The sequence below is a fragment of the Streptococcus ovuberis genome (assembly GCF_012396585.1).
Taxonomy (GTDB): domain Bacteria; phylum Bacillota; class Bacilli; order Lactobacillales; family Streptococcaceae; genus Streptococcus; species Streptococcus ovuberis.
Window position 1 is genome coordinate 47,231 of the sequence record NZ_JAAXPR010000007.1, and the last position, 18,563, is coordinate 65,793.

Sequence of the window (18,563 nt, forward strand, 5' to 3'; positions counted from 1 at the left end):
AGATGATTACACTTCAATCTATATCGAAATCATTCGGGCAACGGCAATTGTTTCAAAAACTCAATTTAACCTTTGAGGCAGGTAAGGTTTATGCTCTGGTTGGTAAGAGTGGTAGTGGTAAAACAACTTTGCTCAATATGATAGGTAAGCTAGAAAAAGAGGATTCAGGGAATATTTTTTATAACGATAAATCTCTGCAATCAATAAGTGATTTAACTTTTTTTCGTCGTCATTTGGGTTACCTTTTCCAAAACTTTGGCCTATTAGATAACCAGAGCATTCAAGACAATCTTGAGTTAGGGCTTATTGGTAAAAAAATGGGAAAGCAGGAAAAAACGAGAGCCCTTTATCAGGCATTAGAGCAAGTAAATCTAGGTTATTTAGAGTTGAATAGAAAGATTTTTGAGCTTTCAGGAGGCGAAGCGCAACGGGTCGCTCTTGCAAAAATTATTCTTAAAAATCCTCCACTTATTTTAGCAGATGAGCCAACAGCAGCACTGGATCCTAAAAATTCAGAGGCTATTATGGCTTTGTTGCTACAATTGAAATCTCCTGAGCGGTTGATTATTATCGCTACCCATAATCCAGCCATATGGGAGAAAGCAGATTGCATCATTAGACTGGAGGATATCGTGACTCTCCAGTCTTATTAGTTGTCGGAGAGTTGAATAAATAATTTTGACTTTTGAGACCGTTAGTTCCTCTGAAGGTGTAGCATCATTAAAAGCGAACAAAAAGGGACTCTGAGTAACAGAAAATGAACTGTGTCCGTTTTTTTTAGATTCGAGTTTAGACGTTTGCCATAAAATTAGAGGACTACTTTTCTTTTTGACCAATCCCCTAGTTTTTCCTTGTGGTTTATGGTAAAATAAACCCATGATTTCAGGAATTATTAATGTCAAAAAAGAGGCTGGGATGACCAGTCATGATGTGGTCTTTCGCTTGCGGAAAATCCTGCATGAAAAGAAGATTGGGCATGGTGGTACGCTGGATCCCGATGTGACAGGGGTGCTTCCTATTGCAGTTGGAAAAGCTACTCGGCTCATCGAATACATGCAAGAAGAAGGAAAAATCTATGAAGGAGAGATAACTCTTGGTTTTTCCACCACAACGGAAGACGCCAGTGGGGAAGTGGTCGAGACGACCCCTATTGAAGAGGATTTAAGCGAGGAACAAGTGGATAGAGTCATGGCGGCCTTTGTCGGTCAGATTACTCAAGTTCCCCCCATGTATTCTGCGGTCAAGGTCAATGGGCGTAAGCTCTACGAGTATGCCCGTGCCGGTGAAGAAGTCGAGCGTCCCGAGCGTCAGGTGGTCATTTACTCTTTTGAACGGACCAGTCCTTTGCAGTTTGAAGATGGTCTTGTTCGGTTTGGTTTTCAGGTTAAGTGCAGTAAGGGGACCTATGTGCGGACCTTGGCAGTTGATTTAGGGAAGAAGCTAGGCTATGCTAGCCACATGTCCAAGTTGGTCCGAACGTCAGCATCTGGTCTAGAGATTCAGGATGCCGTGACTTTATCAGAAATTGCTCAGAAAGTGGAGGAGGGAAATTGGGAGTTTCTATTGCCGATCGAATTTGGTTTGGGGACGTTACCAAGGGTTCTCTTGAATGAGGAACAGGGGCAAGATATTCTCTACGGGAGATTTATTGCCTTGCCTGACGTGGCAGATGACTGGGTTGCAGCTTTTCGAGCGGATCAATTGATTGCGATCTTAGAGAAGCGAGAAGAGCTCTACAAGCCTAGAAAAGTCTTTCTCTAACGAAATGTGGTAAAATAAAAAACATGAAAGTTTACAAAATCACTGACTATCGAGACATTGTACAGGAAGAGGACACTGTTCTGGTTCTAGGTTACTTTGACGGCTTGCACCTAGGCCATCAAAGCTTATTTCAAGAAGCTCAAAAACTAGCAAAGCATTTGGGGTTGAAGGTTGCTGTATTGACTTTTCCAGAGTCTCCCAAATTAGCATTTAGCCGGTTTGAGCCAGAGCTATTGCTTCACCTTAATAGTCCAGAGGATCGGTTGGCGAAATTTGCAGAAGCAGGGGTTGATTTCCTTTATTGGATTGATTTTACAGGGGAGTTTGCCCAGAATTCATCGAGTGAGTTTATACAAAATTATGTCAAAACGTTACGTGCACAAGCGCTTGTAGCTGGTTTTGACTACCGTTTTGGAAGTGATCAAAAAGATGCGCATTACTTGAAAGAAGTTTTGGATTGCCCGGTTCATATTGTGGCTGAGCAACAATGGCAAGGCCAAAAGATTTCTTCAACACAGATCCGTCAGGCTATTTTAGCAGGCAATGTGACTCAAGCGCGTGAACTGTTAGGTTATACTTATAACACGCGTGGCCTTGTGGTTCACGGTGATGCTAGGGGACGAACGATTGGTTATCCGACAGCTAATTTAGCGCCTTTGGATAGAGTTTTTCTACCAGGGGACGGTGTTTATGTGGCAGATGTTGAAATCAAAGGAAAGTTATATCGGTCAATGGCCAGTGTTGGCAAAAATGTGACCTTTGATGGGCAAGAATTACGCATAGAAGCTCATATTCTTGATTTTGAAGGGGATTTGTATGGGCAGACCATTCAGATTCATTGGTTAGATAAATTGCGCGAAATGGTAAAATTTGATGGCATTGACAGTTTGACCCGACAATTGGCAGATGATGAAGAAAAAGTCCGAGTCTGGAAGGCATAAAAACACGAAAAAGTCTAGCAAAATGATTTCAAATATTGTATAATATTAGAGACTGAATGACGAGGACGATTGTATGATTACCTTATTTTTATCTCCAAGTTGTACATCTTGCCGCAAGGCAAGGGCTTGGCTAACCAAGCATAATGTACCCTTTAAAGAACACAATATTATGACAAGTCCCTTATCAGCAGATGAGTTAAAGCACATCTTGTCTCTGACAGAAAATGGTACGGATGACTTGATATCGACACGATCAAAAATTTTTCAGAAGTTGAACATTGATGTGGATGATTTGTCCATTTCGGAGTTGATTAAGCTGATTGAAGATTATCCTAGCCTGTTAAGACGGCCGATTTTGTTGGATAGCAAGCGCATGCAAATTGGTTTTAATGAGGATGAGATTCGTGCCTTTTTATCACGGGATTATCGCAAGCAAGAATTAAAAAATGCCACTTTGAAAGCGGAGATTGGTTAGTTATGGATAAGCAGTATTCCTATCCTTTAAATTTGTTGTGGAGCACTGATGAGATGACCTCAGTGCTTTCTTTTTTAAACCAGGTTGAAGCCGCCTATGAAGGTGGGGTAGAAGCTACAAAGCTCCTAGAAGCCTATCGTCTCTTTAAAACCGTTGTTCCAAGCAAGGGAGAAGAACGTCAGATTGACCGTGACTTTGAAGCTGTGAGTGGCTATTCGACCTACCGGGTGGTGCAACTAGCGAGAGAACAGGGAAGGGGGAAAATCCGCCTTGGAAACTAAATTTGATTTTGCCAAGTCCCTAGTCTGGTCAGCGGGAGAATTTTTGAAGGCTGGCATGGACCAGCCCTTAGAAATCACAGAAAAAACGGATTTCACAGATTTGGTTACGGATATGGACAGAAAAGTCCAAGATTTTCTGATATCGGAGATTTTAAGCCAGTATCCGGCGGATCATTTTTTGGCAGAGGAAGAGGATTACAAGCAACCCATTGATAAAGGATCGGTTTGGGTGATTGATCCCATCGATGGTACTAATAACTTTGTGGCTCAAAAGTGTGATTTTGCTATTTCACTGGCTTATTTTGAAGATGGTGTGGGGCAATTTGGCTTGATATACGATGTCATGGCAGGGGAGTTATTTTACGGTGGTGGACAGTTTGATGTTTTTTGCAATGACCACCGCTTAGCTGCCTATCAGAAGAAACCGTTAAACCAATCCCTTTTGGCAATCAACCCAGGCATGTATCGCCATAACATTCAGGGCTTAGCTGGTCTAGTTGATCAGGTTTTGGGGATTCGGACCTATGGTTCAGCAACGATCAGTATGGCCAAGGTCTTATCGGGTCAGCTCTTAGGCTATATTTCCCATATTAGTCCTTGGGATTATGCTGCTGCAAAAATCATGGGAGAACGCCTAGGTTATGTGACGATCGGGCTTGTAGAAGAACTTAATTTTAGTGACCGCCAGTATGTGATGATGGTTCCTGCCAGCCAATGTGATAGGATAATAGAAATTTTGGAGAATTCAAGGTGACGTTACCGCAATCCTTTATTGATAAATACACACAATTGCTTGGAGATGAGGCCCAAGCTTTTTTGGAGAGTTTTGACAAACCTCCTGTTTCAGGCTTTCGAATCAATCCTTTGAAGGCTAAGAAGAAAGAGTTTGCCGAGAAAATCGATCAGATGCCTTGGTCATATTACGGTAAGGTATTAGGGAAATCCATTGAGCATGTAACAGGTCTTGTTTACTCTCAGGAGCCTGCGGCACAAGTTGTTGGGCAAATTGCTGCGCCCCAAAAAGGAATGAAGGTCTTGGATTTAGCAGCAGCACCAGGTGGAAAGTCAACGCACTTGCTCAGCTATTTGGACAATACAGGTGTCTTAGTCTCAAACGAAATCAGCAAGAAGCGGAGTAAGATTTTGGTGGAGAACATTGAGCGCTTTGGGGCGCGTAATGTTGTGGTGACCAATGAATCTCCGGAACGCTTGGCCAAGGTTTTCCCAGCTTATTTTGATTTGATCGTCCTAGATGCGCCTTGCTCGGGAGAAGGGATGTTTCGAAAGGATCCAGAAGCTGTCCAGTATTGGTCAGAGGCTTATCCTGCCCAGTGTGCTAGTCTGCAAAGAGAGATTTTGAGTTCTGCCTTGACCATGTTAGCGCCAGGAGGAAGTCTTGTCTACTCCACCTGTACCTGGTCACCTGAAGAGAATGAAGAAGTAGTGGAATGGCTATTAAGCCAAACGGACTACCTTGACTTGGTTCCAATTCAACACCTAAATGGCATGACGACAGGGATCCATCAGCCCCAAACGGCTCGGATGTATCCCCATCGGTTTAAGGGAGAGGGGCAGTTTGTTGCTAAGTTCCGAGACCAAAGACCCGTTCAGGAGCCTACCGAGCTAAGGTCGGGCAAATCCAACCTTACTAGAGAACAGCTTGCTTACTGGCAAGCCTTTGCCAAAGAGCACCTGAACGTGTCAATCACGGGATTGCTACAGGTGTTTGGGGAGGAACTTTACCTTTTGCCCGAAGGGTTGCCTGATTTGTCTAAGCTGAAGATTGCGCGTAATGGTCTGCATTTGGGAACCTTTAAAACCAAGCGTTTTGAGCCGAGCTTTGCATTAGGACTGGCGTTGAGACCTGATGAGGTATCAAAAACCATTGAACTATCCTCTGATGATTTTACCCGCTACATCTCGGGAGAGGCCCTTTCTCTAGCTCTAGACCTTCCTAATGGCTGGTATCAAGTAGTTGTGGAAGGGAATGGGCTAGGCTTTGCTAAGTGGGTCAGCGGGATACTCAAAAACTACTTTCCAAAAGGCCTCAGGATGAAATAAACTACTTTCAAAATGGGGTTATCTATGTTATAGTGGAAAGAGAGAATTTGGTTGAAAGCCCCTAATTCGATTTAATCTGAAAAAGGATAACGGTTAAAGTGATTTAGGAAGACAAATAGCCATAAAAGTTACTCTAAAAAGGAGAAAAAAGTGAAAAAACGACTTCAATTCGGACGACTGGTCGTATTGGGATTGGCTAGCTTCAGCATGACAGCTTGTGCTAGCTGGATTGACCGTGGTGAATCCATTACTGCTGTAGGGTCGACAGCCCTTCAACCTTTGGTTGAAGCAGCGGCCTATGAATTTGGTCAGGACAATATTGGTAAAACCATTAACGTTCAAGGGGGTGGTTCCGGAACGGGTTTATCCCAGGTTCAGTCTGGTGCTGTTCAGATTGGAAACAGTGACCTTTTTGCCGAGGAAAAGGAAGGGATTGATGCGTCTGCCCTTGTAGATCATCAAGTTGCTGTGGCAGGAATGGCTGTTATCGTTAATAGTAAAGTGACAGTTGACGATTTGACAACAGAAGAGTTAAAAAAGATTTTCACAGGTGAGATTACTAACTGGAAAGAACTAGGTGGAGAAGACCTTGAGATTTCCATTATTAACCGTGCCACGAGTTCAGGGTCTCGTGAAACCTTTGATTCGGTTATTATGGGTGGTATGGCCGCTAAGCAGAGCCAGGAGCAAGACTCAAACGGGATGGTTAAGTCCATCGTTGCGCAAACGCCAGGAGCGATTTCTTATTTGGCTTTTGCCTATGTAGACGATTCGGTTAAAAGCTTGAAGTTGAACGGCTTTGAAGCGACTGCTGAGAATGTCACGACTAACAATTGGCCACTGTGGTCTTATGAGCATATGTATACGCAAAAAGAAATCGATAGTTTAACTCAAGAATTCATGGAATACATACTGAGCGAAGACGTTCAAAAAGGAATCGTGCCAACTATGGGCTATATTTCGATCGATGACATGAAGGTCGAAAAGACAGCTGATGGTCAGGTAACACCAAAGTAAGGAGTAGAGATGAAAAATCAAGAATTAGCCAAACAGTTGACCACTCCATCTAAAAATTCCCGTCTGGAGAAGTTTGGAAAAAGCATTACGTTCTTCTGTTTAACATTGATTGTTTTTATAGTAGCCATGATTTTGATTTTTGTGGCTCAAAAAGGACTATCTACTTTCTTTGTTAATAAGGTGAACCCTTTTGATTTCCTGTTTGGTAGTCAATGGCAACCAGGCGTAAAGGATGCGAATGGTCAACCTTATCTTGGAGCGCTTCCGATGATCATGGGATCTTTTATTGTGACGATTTTATCGGCCATTGTTGCTACTCCCTTTGCGATTGGGGCGGCCGTCTTTATGACAGAAGTTTCACCTAAATACGGTGCCAAAATCCTACAACCGGTGATTGAGCTTTTGGTCGGAATTCCGTCGGTCGTCTATGGCTTTATTGGTTTGCAGGTAGTTGTCCCTTTTGTTCGTTCTATCTTTGGAGGCACAGGATTCGGCATCTTGTCAGGGGTCTTTGTGCTCTTTGTCATGATTTTGCCAACAGTGACCTTCATGACAGTTGATAGTCTGCGAGCTGTGCCACGCCATTATAAAGAAGCGAGCCTAGCTATGGGGGCGACCCGTTGGCAGACGATTTGGCGTGTCATCTTAAACGCGGCGCGCCCAGGCATTTTTACGGCAGTTATTTTTGGGATGGCTCGTGCTTTCGGAGAAGCCTTGGCCATCCAGATGGTAGTCGGTAACTCGGCGGTCATTCCGACTTCGTTGACGACACCAGCAGCAACTCTGACCTCTGTTTTGACTATGGGGATTGGTAATACGGTTATGGGAACCGTCCAAAACAATGTGCTTTGGTCATTGGCTTTAGTCTTGCTCTTTATGAGTTTGGCGTTTAATATGGTGATGAAATTGATTACGAGAGAGGGTAAGAAAAATTATGCACGCTAAAAAAATAGATAAATTAGCAACATGGGTACTCTACAGTATTGCGACCATCATTGTTACTATTCTTACCTCTTTGATTCTCTTTATTTTGGCAAGAGGGATTCCGCACATCAGTTGGTCCTTCTTGACGAGTCCTTCCTCTTCTTATCAGGCAGGCGGTGGAATTGGGATTCAACTGTACAATTCGTTCTTTCTGCTAGTTGTGACCCTGATTATTTCTATTCCTATTTCAATGGGAGCAGGAATCTATCTGTCTGAATATGCCAAAAAAGGGCCTTTGACAAACTTTATCAGAACTTGTATTGAAATCTTGTCCTCTTTGCCATCAGTGGTAGTGGGTCTCTTTGGCTATCTAATCTTCGTTGTCCAGTTTCAATATGGCTTTTCCATTATTTCAGGTGCCCTAGCACTGACCGTTTTCAACCTTCCTCAGATGACGCGTACGGTGGAAGATAGCTTGCGCAACGTCCATCATACCCAACGGGAAGCAGGGCTAGCTTTGGGGCTGTCGCGTTGGGAGACCGTCTTGCATGTGGTTATTCCAGAAGCTCTACCAGGGATTGTCACAGGGATCGTTCTAGCTTCAGGGCGTATCTTTGGCGAAGCAGCGGCTTTGATCTATACCGCTGGTCAATCTGCGCCAGCACTCGATTGGTCTAACTGGAATATCCTCAGTGTCACTAGTCCGATTTCTATTTTCCGTCAGGCTGAAACCTTAGCGGTCCATATCTGGAAAGTTAATAGTGAAGGAACGATCCCAGATGCTGTTCAGGTTTCTGCAGGAAGTGCAGCCGTCCTCTTGATTTTTATCTTGATTTTCAACATTTCTGCACGTTACATCGGTCAGACGTTGTACAAAAAACTAACCTCAGCTGAATAGCAATTATGGGCTGAGTATAATGCCAATTTTTAGAAGTAGCTAGTAAGAAAATGATAGGAATTGGCCGGTCCGACTGCTCAATAGAAAAGCAACTGAGACCGAATCAGTAGATAGGGATGGATTGTGGACTAAACCATGTGTAGTCTTCTTTCCCATTCCTCTTCAAAAAAAGGAGAACTAATGGCGGATTACAATTGGAATGAACGGCATATCATTACTTTCCCAGAGGAGAAGGTAGCTCTTGAAACCAAAGACCTCCATGTCTATTATGGGCCTAAGGAGGCTATTAAGGGCATTGATATGCAATTTGAAAAAAATAAAATTACGGCTTTAATCGGACCGTCTGGATGTGGTAAATCGACTTACCTCCGTAGCCTTAACCGGATGAATGACACCATTGACATCGCTAAGGTAACGGGGAATATTCTCTACGAGGGGATTGATGTCAACCGTCCTGATATGAATGTCTATGAAGTAAGAAAGCATATCGGCATGGTTTTTCAGAGACCAAATCCATTTGCTAAGTCCATTTACAAAAATATCACCTTTGCTTATGAGCGGTCGGGTGTGAAGGATAAGCAATTCTTAGATGAAATCGTGGAAACATCTCTTAAACAAGCGGCCCTTTGGGATCAGGTGAAGGATGATCTTCACAAATCTGCCTTCACGCTCTCGGGTGGCCAGCAACAGCGGCTTTGTATTGCGCGCGCTATTGCCGTTAAGCCGGATATTTTATTGATGGATGAGCCAGCTTCAGCGTTGGATCCTATTTCAACAATGCAGCTGGAAGAGACGATGTTAGACTTAAAGAAGAATTACACCATCATCATCGTGACCCACAACATGCAACAAGCGGCACGGGCTAGCGACTACACGGCTTTTTTCTACTTGGGAGATTTAATCGAATACGACAAGACCATCAATGTCTTCCAAAATGCTAAACTTCAGTCTACTACTGACTATGTCACAGGCCGTTTCGGATAGGAGGAATCATGTCAGAATCTATTTTAAGTGTGAGAGACCTCTCGGTTTATTACCGAAAGAAAAAGGCCCTGGACAATGTCTCAATGGACTTTCAAGCCAATGAAATTACAGCCCTTATTGGCCCATCTGGATCAGGAAAGTCAACACTCCTGCGTTCAATCAACCGGATGAATGATCTCAATCCAGAAGCGACAGTGACAGGTTCTGTGACCTACAATGGCCACAATGTTTACAGTCCTCGAACTGATACAGTGGAACTCCGCAAGGAAATTGGGATGGTTTTTCAACAGCCGAATCCCTTCCCGATGACCATTTATGAAAATGTGGTCTATGGGTTGCGTTTAAAGGGCATCAAGGATAAAAACGTCTTAGATGAAGTGGTGGAACGCTCTCTCAAAGGGGCTTCCATTTGGGAAGAAGTGAAGGACCGTCTCAATGATTCAGCTGTCGGATTATCTGGCGGTCAGCAACAACGGATTTGTGTGGCACGCGTTTTGGCAACCAGTCCGACGCTCATTCTCTTAGATGAACCGACTTCTGCCCTTGACCCTATTTCGGCAGGTAAAATTGAGGAAACACTTTATGAATTGAAGAAGGACTACACCCTTCTTTTGGTGACGCGTTCTATGCAACAAGCATCACGGATTTCAGACCGTACCGGCTTCTTTCTGGATGGAAAATTGGTTGAATACGGTGAGACGCGTAAAATGTTCCTTAACCCACAAAACAAGGAAACAGAAGACTATATTACTGGTAAATTTGGTTAAAAGGAGACTGCTATGTTGAGAACACAATTTGAAGAAGAACTAGATAAGCTGCACAATCAGTTTTATGCCATGGGGACAGAGGTCCTTGCCCAAATCAATCGTACGGTTCGTGCTTTTGTCAGTCATGACCGTGAATTGGCTCAGGAAATCATCGAAAAAGATGAAATTGTCAATAACTATGAATTAAAGCTTGAAAAGAAATCTCTGGAAATCATTGCTCTTCAACAGCCTGTAGCCCATGACCTTCGGACGGTTATCACCGTTTTGAAGGCCTCAAGTGATGTGGAGCGAATGGGGGACCATGCTTTGTCTATTGCTCAGGCAACTATCCGAATGAAGGGTGAAGTTCGCTTGAAGGATGTGGAAGAAGAAATCAGCAAAATGGGTCGCGCCGTTAAGCTTATGGTTGAAGAAACCATGCATGCTTATATTAAAGGTGACGATGAAAAGGCTCGGGAAATTGCGGCTTCAGATAAGGACATTGACGAACATTACAATAGAATTCAAGCCTTAGCGATTGAGCAAATTAAGGAAAATCCAGAAGCTATCATTGCAGGAAAGGATTATTTCCAAGTCTTGACCTATCTTGAACGGATCGGGGATTATGCCACTAACATTTGTGAGTGGGTGGTTTACTTGAAGACTGGTAAGATCATCGAGCTATAAAGCCGTTTCCTAAGAAGACTAGACGAGTAACAGAGGATCTGTGATTTTAGAAAACTAACGAAAAATAACCACCCAGTTTTACCGCTAGGTGGTTTCTTTGTCTGTCGGGATAGGGGTGACTTGGTGAAAGACCAGTTTCCAATCTTCATGACGACGCCAGAGTGAAGTGTGGGCATTTTGAGCTAATTTATAATGAATCAGCATGCTCTTTTGACTGATAGGTGTCATGTGAAAGTGCCGAATTGCCTCGGACGTTTTTGGCTTATGCGTTAGAAAGGACTGGTAGTCTAATTCATTCCCTTGAGCATTAATGACTGTTAAGTATTTTGATAGGAGATTTTGCCACTGGTCTTCTTCTGTTAGGATGTAGGATTCAAAGCGGTAAAGTTTGTTAAAGACATTCTCTATAACTTCGTCCTCATCAATGATGAGTGGTTCAACATGAATGTCAATGTCAAATACCCCATATTTGATTTTGAGAAGGTCTTCGACTTGTTCGGTGACCTCGTGACTCTCATAAACGGAAAGATCAGGATGCATTTCAAGCACGATGTCTAAGTAAATATTGCTCCCGTAGCTTCGGCCACGAATCGCTTTAACAGATGAAATTTTGGGAAGAAGGAGAATATCTTGGCTGTACTTGGCCAGAAGCTGTTCATCAAAACCATCTGATAGGGTAAAATAAGATTCCATGAAAATACCATAGGCGGTTTTTAGAATCAGACCGGTAATCACAATAGCAGCCACTTTATCGATGATTGGCAGATTGTAGGCAGAAGCTAGGATGGCAACACTGGCTCCGATAGAGGTCAGGGCATCGGAAAGATTATCTTTTGCTGCAGCTCTCAATGCTTTAGAATGAACCTTTTTGGCCAGTTTGTTATTGTAATAGTAAACACTAAACATGATTAAGGCTGAAAAGATACTGACCCAGGCCCCTAGAGGGTCTACAGGAACTGACTGAGCGCGAAATAAGCCTTGGACCGTCTTGAAAAGGACGTCAAACCCAACGGCAAACATTAAAAAGGAAGTGACTAGGCTGGCTAGGTCTTCGATTTTCCAGTGACCGAATTTGTGATCGGTATCAGCTGGTCGTCTGGCTAGCCTGAGACCGATTAAAACCGCAAGATTGGCCAGTATATCGCTCATATTATTAAAACCATCTGCCATCAAAGAAGCAGAATGAAACAGATTGCCTGCGGTGATTTTAATAATCGATAGTAGAATATAGGCGATGATACCTATCAGGGCACCGCGCTCAGCAAGTTTAAGATTAGTGGCAGCTTGGTTCATAGACGATTCTTTCTAGGATAGTGTCTTCTTATTATAACTAAGATAAGGCATTTTTTCAAATCTTCTAGGTCAGTCATCTGGATGGGTCAGTTTACATAGGGAGGGGAGCTTACTTCTTTCTGAGAACGGACCGACAGAACGTCAGAATAGGCAGAAAACCTAAAATCTATATCAAGTTATAGGCCTTATGCTCTAGCCACTCAAACTAGTGCAGAAATGATCGCCGTCCAACAGGATGTTACACGAAAGAGGGCAAGAAAAAAGGATTTTCTCTTTTTGAGTGTCTAAGATTAAAGCACCTATAGACGAGTATTTTATGGTATAATGGAACGGTTAGAACAGAAAGTGAGACGATATGCATTCTTTACTCAAAGGTATGAACGACAGACAAGCAGAAGCAGTGCAGACAACAGAAGGCCCGCTCTTAATCATGGCTGGTGCAGGGTCTGGTAAGACGCGGGTCTTAACCCATCGGATTGCCTACTTAATCGATGAAAAGATGGTTAATCCTTGGAATATTTTGGCCATTACCTTTACGAATAAAGCTGCGCGTGAGATGAAAGAACGTGCTATGGCCCTTAATCCCGCAACACAGGATAGTTTGATTGCGACTTTTCACTCCATGTGTGTGCGCATTTTGAGACGTGATGCAGACCATATAGGTTATAATCGCAATTTCACTATTGTTGATCCAGGTGAACAACGCACGCTGATGAAGCGGATTTTAAAGAATCTCAATCTGGATCCCAAGAAATGGAGTGAACGCTCTATTTTGGGAACCATTTCCAACGCCAAAAATGACCTGATTGATGAAGTCGCTTATGAGAATCTGGCTGGCGATATCTACACGCAGATAGTGGCTAAGTGCTATAAGGCTTACCAGCAAGAACTTCGCCAATCCGAAGCGGTGGATTTTGACGATTTAATCATGCTGACGCTACGTCTTTTTGATCAGCATCCAGATGTCTTGACTTATTATCAACAACGCTACCAGTACATTCATGTCGATGAGTACCAAGATACCAACCATGCCCAATACCAGCTGGTCAAACTCTTGGCTTCGCGATTCAAAAATATCTGCGTGGTCGGAGATGCGGACCAATCGATCTATGGCTGGCGGGGAGCGGATATGCAAAATATCCTCGATTTTGAAAAGGACTACCCAGAAGCTAAGGTGGTGCTCTTGGAGGAAAATTACCGGTCAACCAAGACTATTCTACAGGCAGCTAACGAGGTGATTCAAAACAACCGTCAGCGTAGACCTAAGAAATTATGGACTCAGAATCCAGAAGGAGAAGCCATTACCTACTACCGCGCCAATGATGAGCAAGACGAGGCGGTCTACATTGCGCGAACCATTGATGGTCTGATAAGGGAGCAAGGGTTTCGGTATCGGGATTTTGCGGTGCTTTACCGAACCAATGCCCAGTCACGGACAGTGGAAGAAGCCCTGCTCAAATCGAATATCTCCTACACCATGGTTGGTGGAACCAAGTTCTACTCCCGTAAAGAAATTAGGGATGTTATTGCCTATCTCAATATCATAGCCAATCCTGCTGACAATCTCAGCTTTGAACGCATCATTAACGAACCCAAACGTGGTGTTGGACCTGGAACACTTGATAAGCTCCGCCATTTTGCCAATCAGGAGGGCGTTTCTCTTTTGGAAGCTGGTCAAAACATTTTACTATCACCAATAAAGGGTAAGGCTGCAGGAGCAGTATACGAACTAGCAACTGTTTTAGCCAACTTGCGTCAAAAATTGGACCAGACGACTGTAACGGAATTAGTGGAAATGGTTTTGAATCTGACGGGCTATGCACAAGCTCTAGCCATTCAACAGACACCAGAAAGCGAAAATCGTCTGGAGAATATTCAAGAATTTCTCTCTGTGACCAAGAACTTTGATGAAAAACAGGTGTCGGAAGGTTCAGCAGAAGAGAGTGGTCTGGACAAACTGAGTCGTTTTCTCAATGACTTAGCACTGATTGCGGATACTGATGATGGTGAGGTGGAGTCGGATGAGGTAACCTTGATGACCTTACATGCTGCCAAAGGGTTGGAATTCCCCATTGTTTTCGTGGTAGGGATGGAAGAGGATGTCTTTCCACTCAGCCGTGCTAAAGAAGATGAGGATGAGCTGGAAGAAGAGCGACGCCTTGCTTATGTCGGGATTACAAGAGCCGAGCAACGCCTGTACCTGACCAATGCCAATTCTCGCCTTCTATTTGGACGCACGAACTACAACCGCCCTAGCCGGTTCTTAATTGAAATTTCTAACGATTTGCTGGACTATCAAGGATTAGCTCGGCCAGAACAAGTCAGCTTTAAGGCCGCCTATGTTGATGGCAGAGCCTCTAAGTTTGGCCAAGGGATGAGTCTCTCTCAAGCCCTTCAAAGTCGAAAGGCACAAGCTTCTCCTCAGAGACCATATATCCCCGCCAAGTCTCATACGACATCCAGCGTCGATTGGCAAATTGGTGATACTGTACACCATAGAAAATGGGGAGAGGGCATTGTCCTTGAAGTATCAGGCAGTGGTCAAGCACAAGAGTTGAAGATCAATTTTCCAGAAGTTGGTCTCAAAAAACTCTTAGCCAGTGTTGCTCCAATTGAGAAGAAATAAGTGCAAAGAGTCGTGTTGCCCACCGTGATGGTAGTTTCATCATGGTGGGTTATTCTATGTTTAGCGGGAGGTTCTGATTGATGAAAATCCCCAAAATAGGCGATTGGTTCTAGTTGCTGATGGCATGACAAGCCGTTTTTTCTCTTATAGTCAAAAACTATCTTGGCCTAAATAGAAAGACTATTGGACAAAAGAGGTGAAAAGGACTACACTAATAAAAAATAAATCTTGAGGAGTGTTTTATGACGCGACAATTTCATTTTGAAACCTTACAATTGCATGCTGGTCAGCCGATTGACCCAACCACTAAGTCAAGGGCTGTTCCCATTTACCAGACGACTTCTTTTGTTTTTGACAGTGCTCAAGATGCTGAGGATATTTTTGCCCTGCGCCAGCCAGCTAATATCTATACGCGTATCACCAACCCGACTACAGCTGTTTTAGAAGAGCGTTTGGCAATTTTAGAAGGTGGTGTCGGAGCCCTTGCAACTTCGTCTGGGATGGCAGCTATTACCTATACAGCCTTGGCCTTAGCCCATGCTGGTGATCATATCGTGGCATCAAGCACCATCTATGGCGGCAACCATAACCTGTTTCATGTCACTTTGCCAAGATATGGCATTACAACGACTTTTGTGGATATTGATGATTTTGAGGCGGTTACAGCAGCTATTCAAGAGAATACGAAATTCATCTTTGCAGAGACCATTGGTAATCCTTTAGGCAATGTAGCAGATCTTGAGCGCTTGGCAGAAATTGCTCATGGGCATCAGATTCCGTTGGTAGTTGACAATACCTTTGCAACTCCTTACCTGATTAATGTTTTCACACATGGGGTGGATATTGCCATCCATTCGGCAACTAAATTTATTGGTGGGCATGGGACATCTATTGGGGGGATCATCGTTGATTCGGGACAATTCGATTGGGAAGCATCTGGAAAATTTACCCAGTTTGTCAATGAGGATCCGACTTACCATAATTTAAGCTACACACGCGATGTTGGGAAGGCTGCCTTCATAACAGCTGTCAGAACTCAGCTGTTGAGAGATACAGGGGCTTGTTTATCGCCGTTTAATGCTTTCTTGCTTTTGCAGGGCTTAGAAACCCTTTCCCTTCGTGTGGAGCGCCATGTTGACAATGCTAAGAAACTAGCCAGTTTCTTGGAAAATCATCCTAAGATTGAGTCTGTGAACTATGCCAGTCTTCCTTCTAGTCCTTATTACCAGAGGGCACAAAAATATTTACCAAAAGGTGCCAGCTCTATTTTTACAGTTCAGGTGAAGGGAGGAGCAGAGGCTGCCTGCCAGGTGATAGATCACTTAGAGATCTTCTCAGACCTAGCTAATGTAGCAGATGCCAAGTCACTGGTCATCCACCCAGCGACAACGACGCACGGCCAGATGGACGAAGAAGCTTTGCGAGCTGCAGGCATCACCCAAAATCAAATCCGTATCTCAGTAGGCCTAGAAAACATAGAGGATTTGATTGAAGATTTTCGCTTAGCATTAGAGAAGATTTAAGGAAACTAGTTGATTGACAGGAGATGGCTCACCGACACACTGCTATTTATTTAAGCTTAAAACCTGAGTCTAACGACTACTTCAACGCTTTTTTAGCTGCTGCAGTACTGACAAAATCGTTGCTTGATGACCACCATCTCACTCAGATTTTGATTGTCACTTAGAATAAACGCCACAAAAAAACACGCTTTGGTATCATCTTGGGTACGTTCAAGAGACGCTAAAGCGTGTTTGTTGTTTTTTATGCTAATGGTTCAGTTATCACTCTTTTTCTAAGCTAGTGATTGTCTTGCTCAGCAGTTACAAAGGCACTTGCCCTTAGATGGAAAAATCCAAATTGAAAAGACTATTAAATACTTAGAAAATAGTGCGATTAGTGAAGAGAGTTTTGGATAAAGCGATGAATTTCCTGACTGACCCATTCTTGCTGTTCTTGTGGAGTAATTGTTGCCTGCCCATCTCCAGATTGCTGTCCATAAAGGCCAAAACCACTATGATTGCCACCTTCTATAGTCATATAGCTGGTCTTGGGTGGGAGTTGGGGTTTGCTTTTTTCATACTGTTGCCAGTTGAGCACCTTGTCCTGACTGGCAGTTATAGAGAGAACAGCTAGGTCCTCAGTTTTTGATAAGTCAACGCTCGAGGCGGGGTAACTGGCGAGTAAGATTAGGCCTGAGATATCTGGATGGCCTTCTAAAGCATCTCCAGATGCTACAACACCACCAAGAGAATGGCCAATTAGATAGACAGAATGCAGATTTTTTTCTTCAATCAAATCAAGAGCTTGGTCCTGTCCCAAAATTGGAAGATTGAGGGGAGAGTGGAGTAGGTAAACAGGATAGCCCTGATCCGCTAGTTGATGGGCTAAATAGCTGTAGGACTGGCTATCCACTAGTCCACCTCCATAAAAGATTAGCGGTTGTTTCTCTGTGTTGGCTTGCTTAGGTTCAAAATAGCTATAGCTAGTCGTTTGTTCTTGAGCTGTTTCAAGGCTCTCATAAGCTAAGGCTGTGGGACGATAGGTTTTTATGATCAGATAAGCATACCCAATTAGTAACAGGCTCAAAAAGAGGCTCACCAAGATTAGACCCCATTTTCGTGCTTTTTTTGAAAAATTCTCTCTTAAAGCCATGGGTTAAAGGCCTTTTCGTAACCGATCGTAGTACTTTGACCGTGTCCAGGATGGACGACATAGTCATTCGGAAGGGTGAAGAGTTCTGTTTGAATGCCTGCTTTTAACAGATTAAGGTCACCAGTGTAGAGATCTGTCCGACCGATACTGCCCTTAAAGAGGGCGTCACCAGTAATCACCAATGCCTCCTGATCAAAGACAAAGGAAACACCTCCGATAGAATGTCCAGGTGTTGGGCGGACTTCAAATGCAAACCCTTCCATCTGGTAGGGCTTATGGAGCTCAAAGATCTTTTCAGCAGGTCTTAATATGACATTTTGCATGTCATCGTGTCTCGGAAGGGCAGAAAGGTTGAGCTCAGGAGTGAATAGCCAATCAGCTTCTTCCTTAGCCACATAAACAGGTGGTTGGTTGAAATGATCACGCACAAGATCGACACTCATGATATGGTCATAATGGGTGTGAGTGAGCAGAATAGCTGCTAATGGTTTTCCAAGCTCTTGTAACTTACTAGAAATTTTTGCCCAATCACTGCCTGGATCAACGATGAGCAGATGGGTCTCATTTTCTAAAATATAGGTATTTTCTCCAGCAACTTCGTTGACAATTTTGATGATATTCATATCTTATCCTTTCACATTTTGGTAACCATCAACAACTAAATCGAGAGCACCTGTTTCTGGATCAATAACCAGTCCATGAACCGGAACATCAGAAGGTAGCAGGGGATGATTTTTGACCAAGTTGACATCGTGTTTGACGGATTGGAACACGTCGCTGAACCCACGAAGCCAGCGCTCAAAGTCGATGCCTGTATATTGAATCAAATCAAGATCTTTTCGGTTAATCCCTCTATCCAACATACTATGAATCATTTTTTCAGTGTTGACCTTGCTCATGCCACAATCTTTGTGGCCCATAATGATAATTTCATCAGCTTTGAGTTCATAAACGGCTACAATTAAGCTACGCATCACTGAACCAAAGGGATGACTGATTAGGGCACCAGCATTTTTAATTATTTTAGCCTCTCCGCTAGTTAAGTTAAGGGCTTTATGAGCTAACTCCACTAAACGGTCATCCATACAGGTGACCACAACGACATTTAGGTCTCTCGTTTTTTCAGGTTTGGTATAGGTCAAGAAGAGTTCTTGTTCCACAAACTTCTCATTATAAGAAAGTATTTCAGCTAGTAACGACAATTGATGCTCCTT

The 18,563-nt window shown here is 43.4% G+C and carries 19 protein-coding genes; 15 read left to right on the plus strand and 4 right to left on the minus strand.

Going from position 1 to position 18,563, the window contains the following annotated elements; translation table 11 throughout:
- Nucleotides 1–2 precede the first annotated feature (2 nt).
- The 13 genes from HF992_RS05350 to phoU all read left to right on the plus strand — a co-directional run bounded on the left by HF992_RS05350 (nucleotide 3) and on the right by phoU (nucleotide 10,775).
- Entirely contained in the window at nucleotides 3–653 is a 651-nt protein-coding gene (locus HF992_RS05350; protein WP_168549027.1) for an ABC transporter ATP-binding protein, read from the plus strand.
- A 226-nt stretch (nucleotides 654–879) separates the two neighbouring features.
- Nucleotides 880–1,761 carry a tRNA pseudouridine(55) synthase TruB gene (gene truB, locus HF992_RS05355; RefSeq protein ID WP_343032954.1) on the plus strand — a complete coding sequence of 294 codons (882 nt, stop codon included), beginning with the start codon at nucleotides 880–882 and terminating at the stop codon, nucleotides 1,759–1,761.
- Nucleotides 1,762–1,784: 23 nt separating this feature from the next.
- Nucleotides 1,785–2,702 carry a bifunctional riboflavin kinase/FAD synthetase gene (locus HF992_RS05360; RefSeq protein ID WP_168549029.1) on the plus strand — a complete coding sequence of 306 codons (918 nt, stop codon included), beginning with the start codon at nucleotides 1,785–1,787 and terminating at the stop codon, nucleotides 2,700–2,702.
- 73 nt (nucleotides 2,703–2,775) lie between these two features.
- A complete protein-coding gene (locus tag HF992_RS05365; protein ID WP_168549030.1) occupies nucleotides 2,776–3,177 on the plus strand; it encodes a Spx/MgsR family RNA polymerase-binding regulatory protein in 402 nt (133 codons plus the stop codon).
- A gap of 2 nt (nucleotides 3,178–3,179) precedes the next feature.
- A complete protein-coding gene (locus HF992_RS05370; RefSeq protein WP_168549031.1) occupies nucleotides 3,180–3,458 on the plus strand; it encodes a UPF0223 family protein in 279 nt (92 codons plus the stop codon).
- Nucleotides 3,448–4,212, plus strand: coding sequence for an inositol monophosphatase family protein (locus HF992_RS05375; RefSeq protein WP_168549032.1), 765 nt, complete (start codon nucleotides 3,448–3,450; stop codon nucleotides 4,210–4,212). The genes HF992_RS05370 and HF992_RS05375 overlap by 11 nt, the downstream gene beginning before the upstream one ends.
- On the plus strand, nucleotides 4,209–5,519 hold the full coding sequence (locus HF992_RS05380; RefSeq protein WP_168549033.1) for an RsmF rRNA methyltransferase first C-terminal domain-containing protein: 1,311 nt from the start codon (nucleotides 4,209–4,211) through the stop codon (nucleotides 5,517–5,519). Before HF992_RS05375 ends, HF992_RS05380 begins: the two co-directional genes overlap by 4 nt.
- Nucleotides 5,520–5,669: 150 nt before the next feature.
- On the plus strand, nucleotides 5,670–6,536 hold the full coding sequence (locus tag HF992_RS05385; RefSeq protein ID WP_168549034.1) for a phosphate ABC transporter substrate-binding protein PstS family protein: 867 nt from the start codon (nucleotides 5,670–5,672) through the stop codon (nucleotides 6,534–6,536).
- Between the two features lie 9 nt (nucleotides 6,537–6,545).
- Nucleotides 6,546–7,481 (plus strand): phosphate ABC transporter permease subunit PstC, encoded by a 936-nt coding sequence (gene pstC / locus HF992_RS05390; protein WP_168549035.1) that lies wholly within the window; start codon nucleotides 6,546–6,548, stop codon nucleotides 7,479–7,481.
- On the plus strand, nucleotides 7,471–8,358 hold the full coding sequence (gene pstA / locus HF992_RS05395; protein ID WP_168549036.1) for a phosphate ABC transporter permease PstA: 888 nt from the start codon (nucleotides 7,471–7,473) through the stop codon (nucleotides 8,356–8,358). The genes pstC and pstA overlap by 11 nt, the downstream gene beginning before the upstream one ends.
- 180 nt (nucleotides 8,359–8,538) lie before the next feature.
- Nucleotides 8,539–9,342: a phosphate ABC transporter ATP-binding protein PstB gene (pstB, locus tag HF992_RS05400; RefSeq protein WP_168549037.1), complete on the plus strand. Its 804-nt coding sequence runs from the start codon at nucleotides 8,539–8,541 to the stop codon at nucleotides 9,340–9,342.
- Nucleotides 9,343–9,350: 8 nt separating this feature from the next.
- Nucleotides 9,351–10,109, plus strand: a complete 759-nt coding sequence (gene pstB, locus HF992_RS05405; protein ID WP_168549038.1) for a phosphate ABC transporter ATP-binding protein PstB — start codon at nucleotides 9,351–9,353, stop codon at nucleotides 10,107–10,109.
- Between the two features lie 12 nt (nucleotides 10,110–10,121).
- Nucleotides 10,122–10,775, plus strand: coding sequence for a phosphate signaling complex protein PhoU (gene phoU / locus HF992_RS05410; RefSeq protein WP_168549039.1), 654 nt, complete (start codon nucleotides 10,122–10,124; stop codon nucleotides 10,773–10,775).
- A gap of 84 nt (nucleotides 10,776–10,859) precedes the next feature.
- Here phoU and HF992_RS05415 read toward each other — a convergent pair whose 3' ends face one another.
- A complete protein-coding gene (locus tag HF992_RS05415; RefSeq protein WP_168549040.1) occupies nucleotides 10,860–12,068 on the minus strand; it encodes a cation diffusion facilitator family transporter in 1,209 nt (402 codons plus the stop codon).
- 376 nt (nucleotides 12,069–12,444) lie between these two features.
- On the opposite strand from HF992_RS05415, the gene pcrA reads away from it, so the two are divergent.
- Both pcrA and HF992_RS05425 read left to right on the plus strand, forming a co-directional pair.
- Nucleotides 12,445–14,694, plus strand: coding sequence for a DNA helicase PcrA (gene pcrA / locus HF992_RS05420; protein WP_425505592.1), 2,250 nt, complete (start codon nucleotides 12,445–12,447; stop codon nucleotides 14,692–14,694).
- A 242-nt stretch (nucleotides 14,695–14,936) separates the two neighbouring features.
- Nucleotides 14,937–16,217, plus strand: a complete 1,281-nt coding sequence (locus HF992_RS05425; RefSeq protein ID WP_168549042.1) for an O-acetylhomoserine aminocarboxypropyltransferase/cysteine synthase family protein — start codon at nucleotides 14,937–14,939, stop codon at nucleotides 16,215–16,217.
- A 373-nt stretch (nucleotides 16,218–16,590) separates the two neighbouring features.
- Here HF992_RS05425 and HF992_RS05430 read toward each other — a convergent pair whose 3' ends face one another.
- The 3 genes from HF992_RS05430 to HF992_RS05440 are packed head-to-tail and all read right to left on the minus strand — an operon-like array spanning nucleotide 16,591 to nucleotide 18,509.
- The gene (locus tag HF992_RS05430; protein ID WP_168549043.1) at nucleotides 16,591–17,349 is read right to left on the minus strand and encodes an alpha/beta hydrolase; all 759 of its coding nucleotides are present in this window, start codon (nucleotides 17,347–17,349) and stop codon (nucleotides 16,591–16,593) included.
- Nucleotides 17,340–17,972, minus strand: coding sequence for an MBL fold metallo-hydrolase (locus HF992_RS05435; protein ID WP_168549044.1), 633 nt, complete (start codon nucleotides 17,970–17,972; stop codon nucleotides 17,340–17,342). The genes HF992_RS05430 and HF992_RS05435 overlap by 10 nt, the downstream gene beginning before the upstream one ends.
- A gap of 3 nt (nucleotides 17,973–17,975) precedes the next feature.
- On the minus strand, nucleotides 17,976–18,509 hold the full coding sequence (locus HF992_RS05440; protein WP_210729414.1) for a beta-class carbonic anhydrase: 534 nt from the start codon (nucleotides 18,507–18,509) through the stop codon (nucleotides 17,976–17,978).
- Nucleotides 18,510–18,563: the final 54 nt, after the last annotated feature.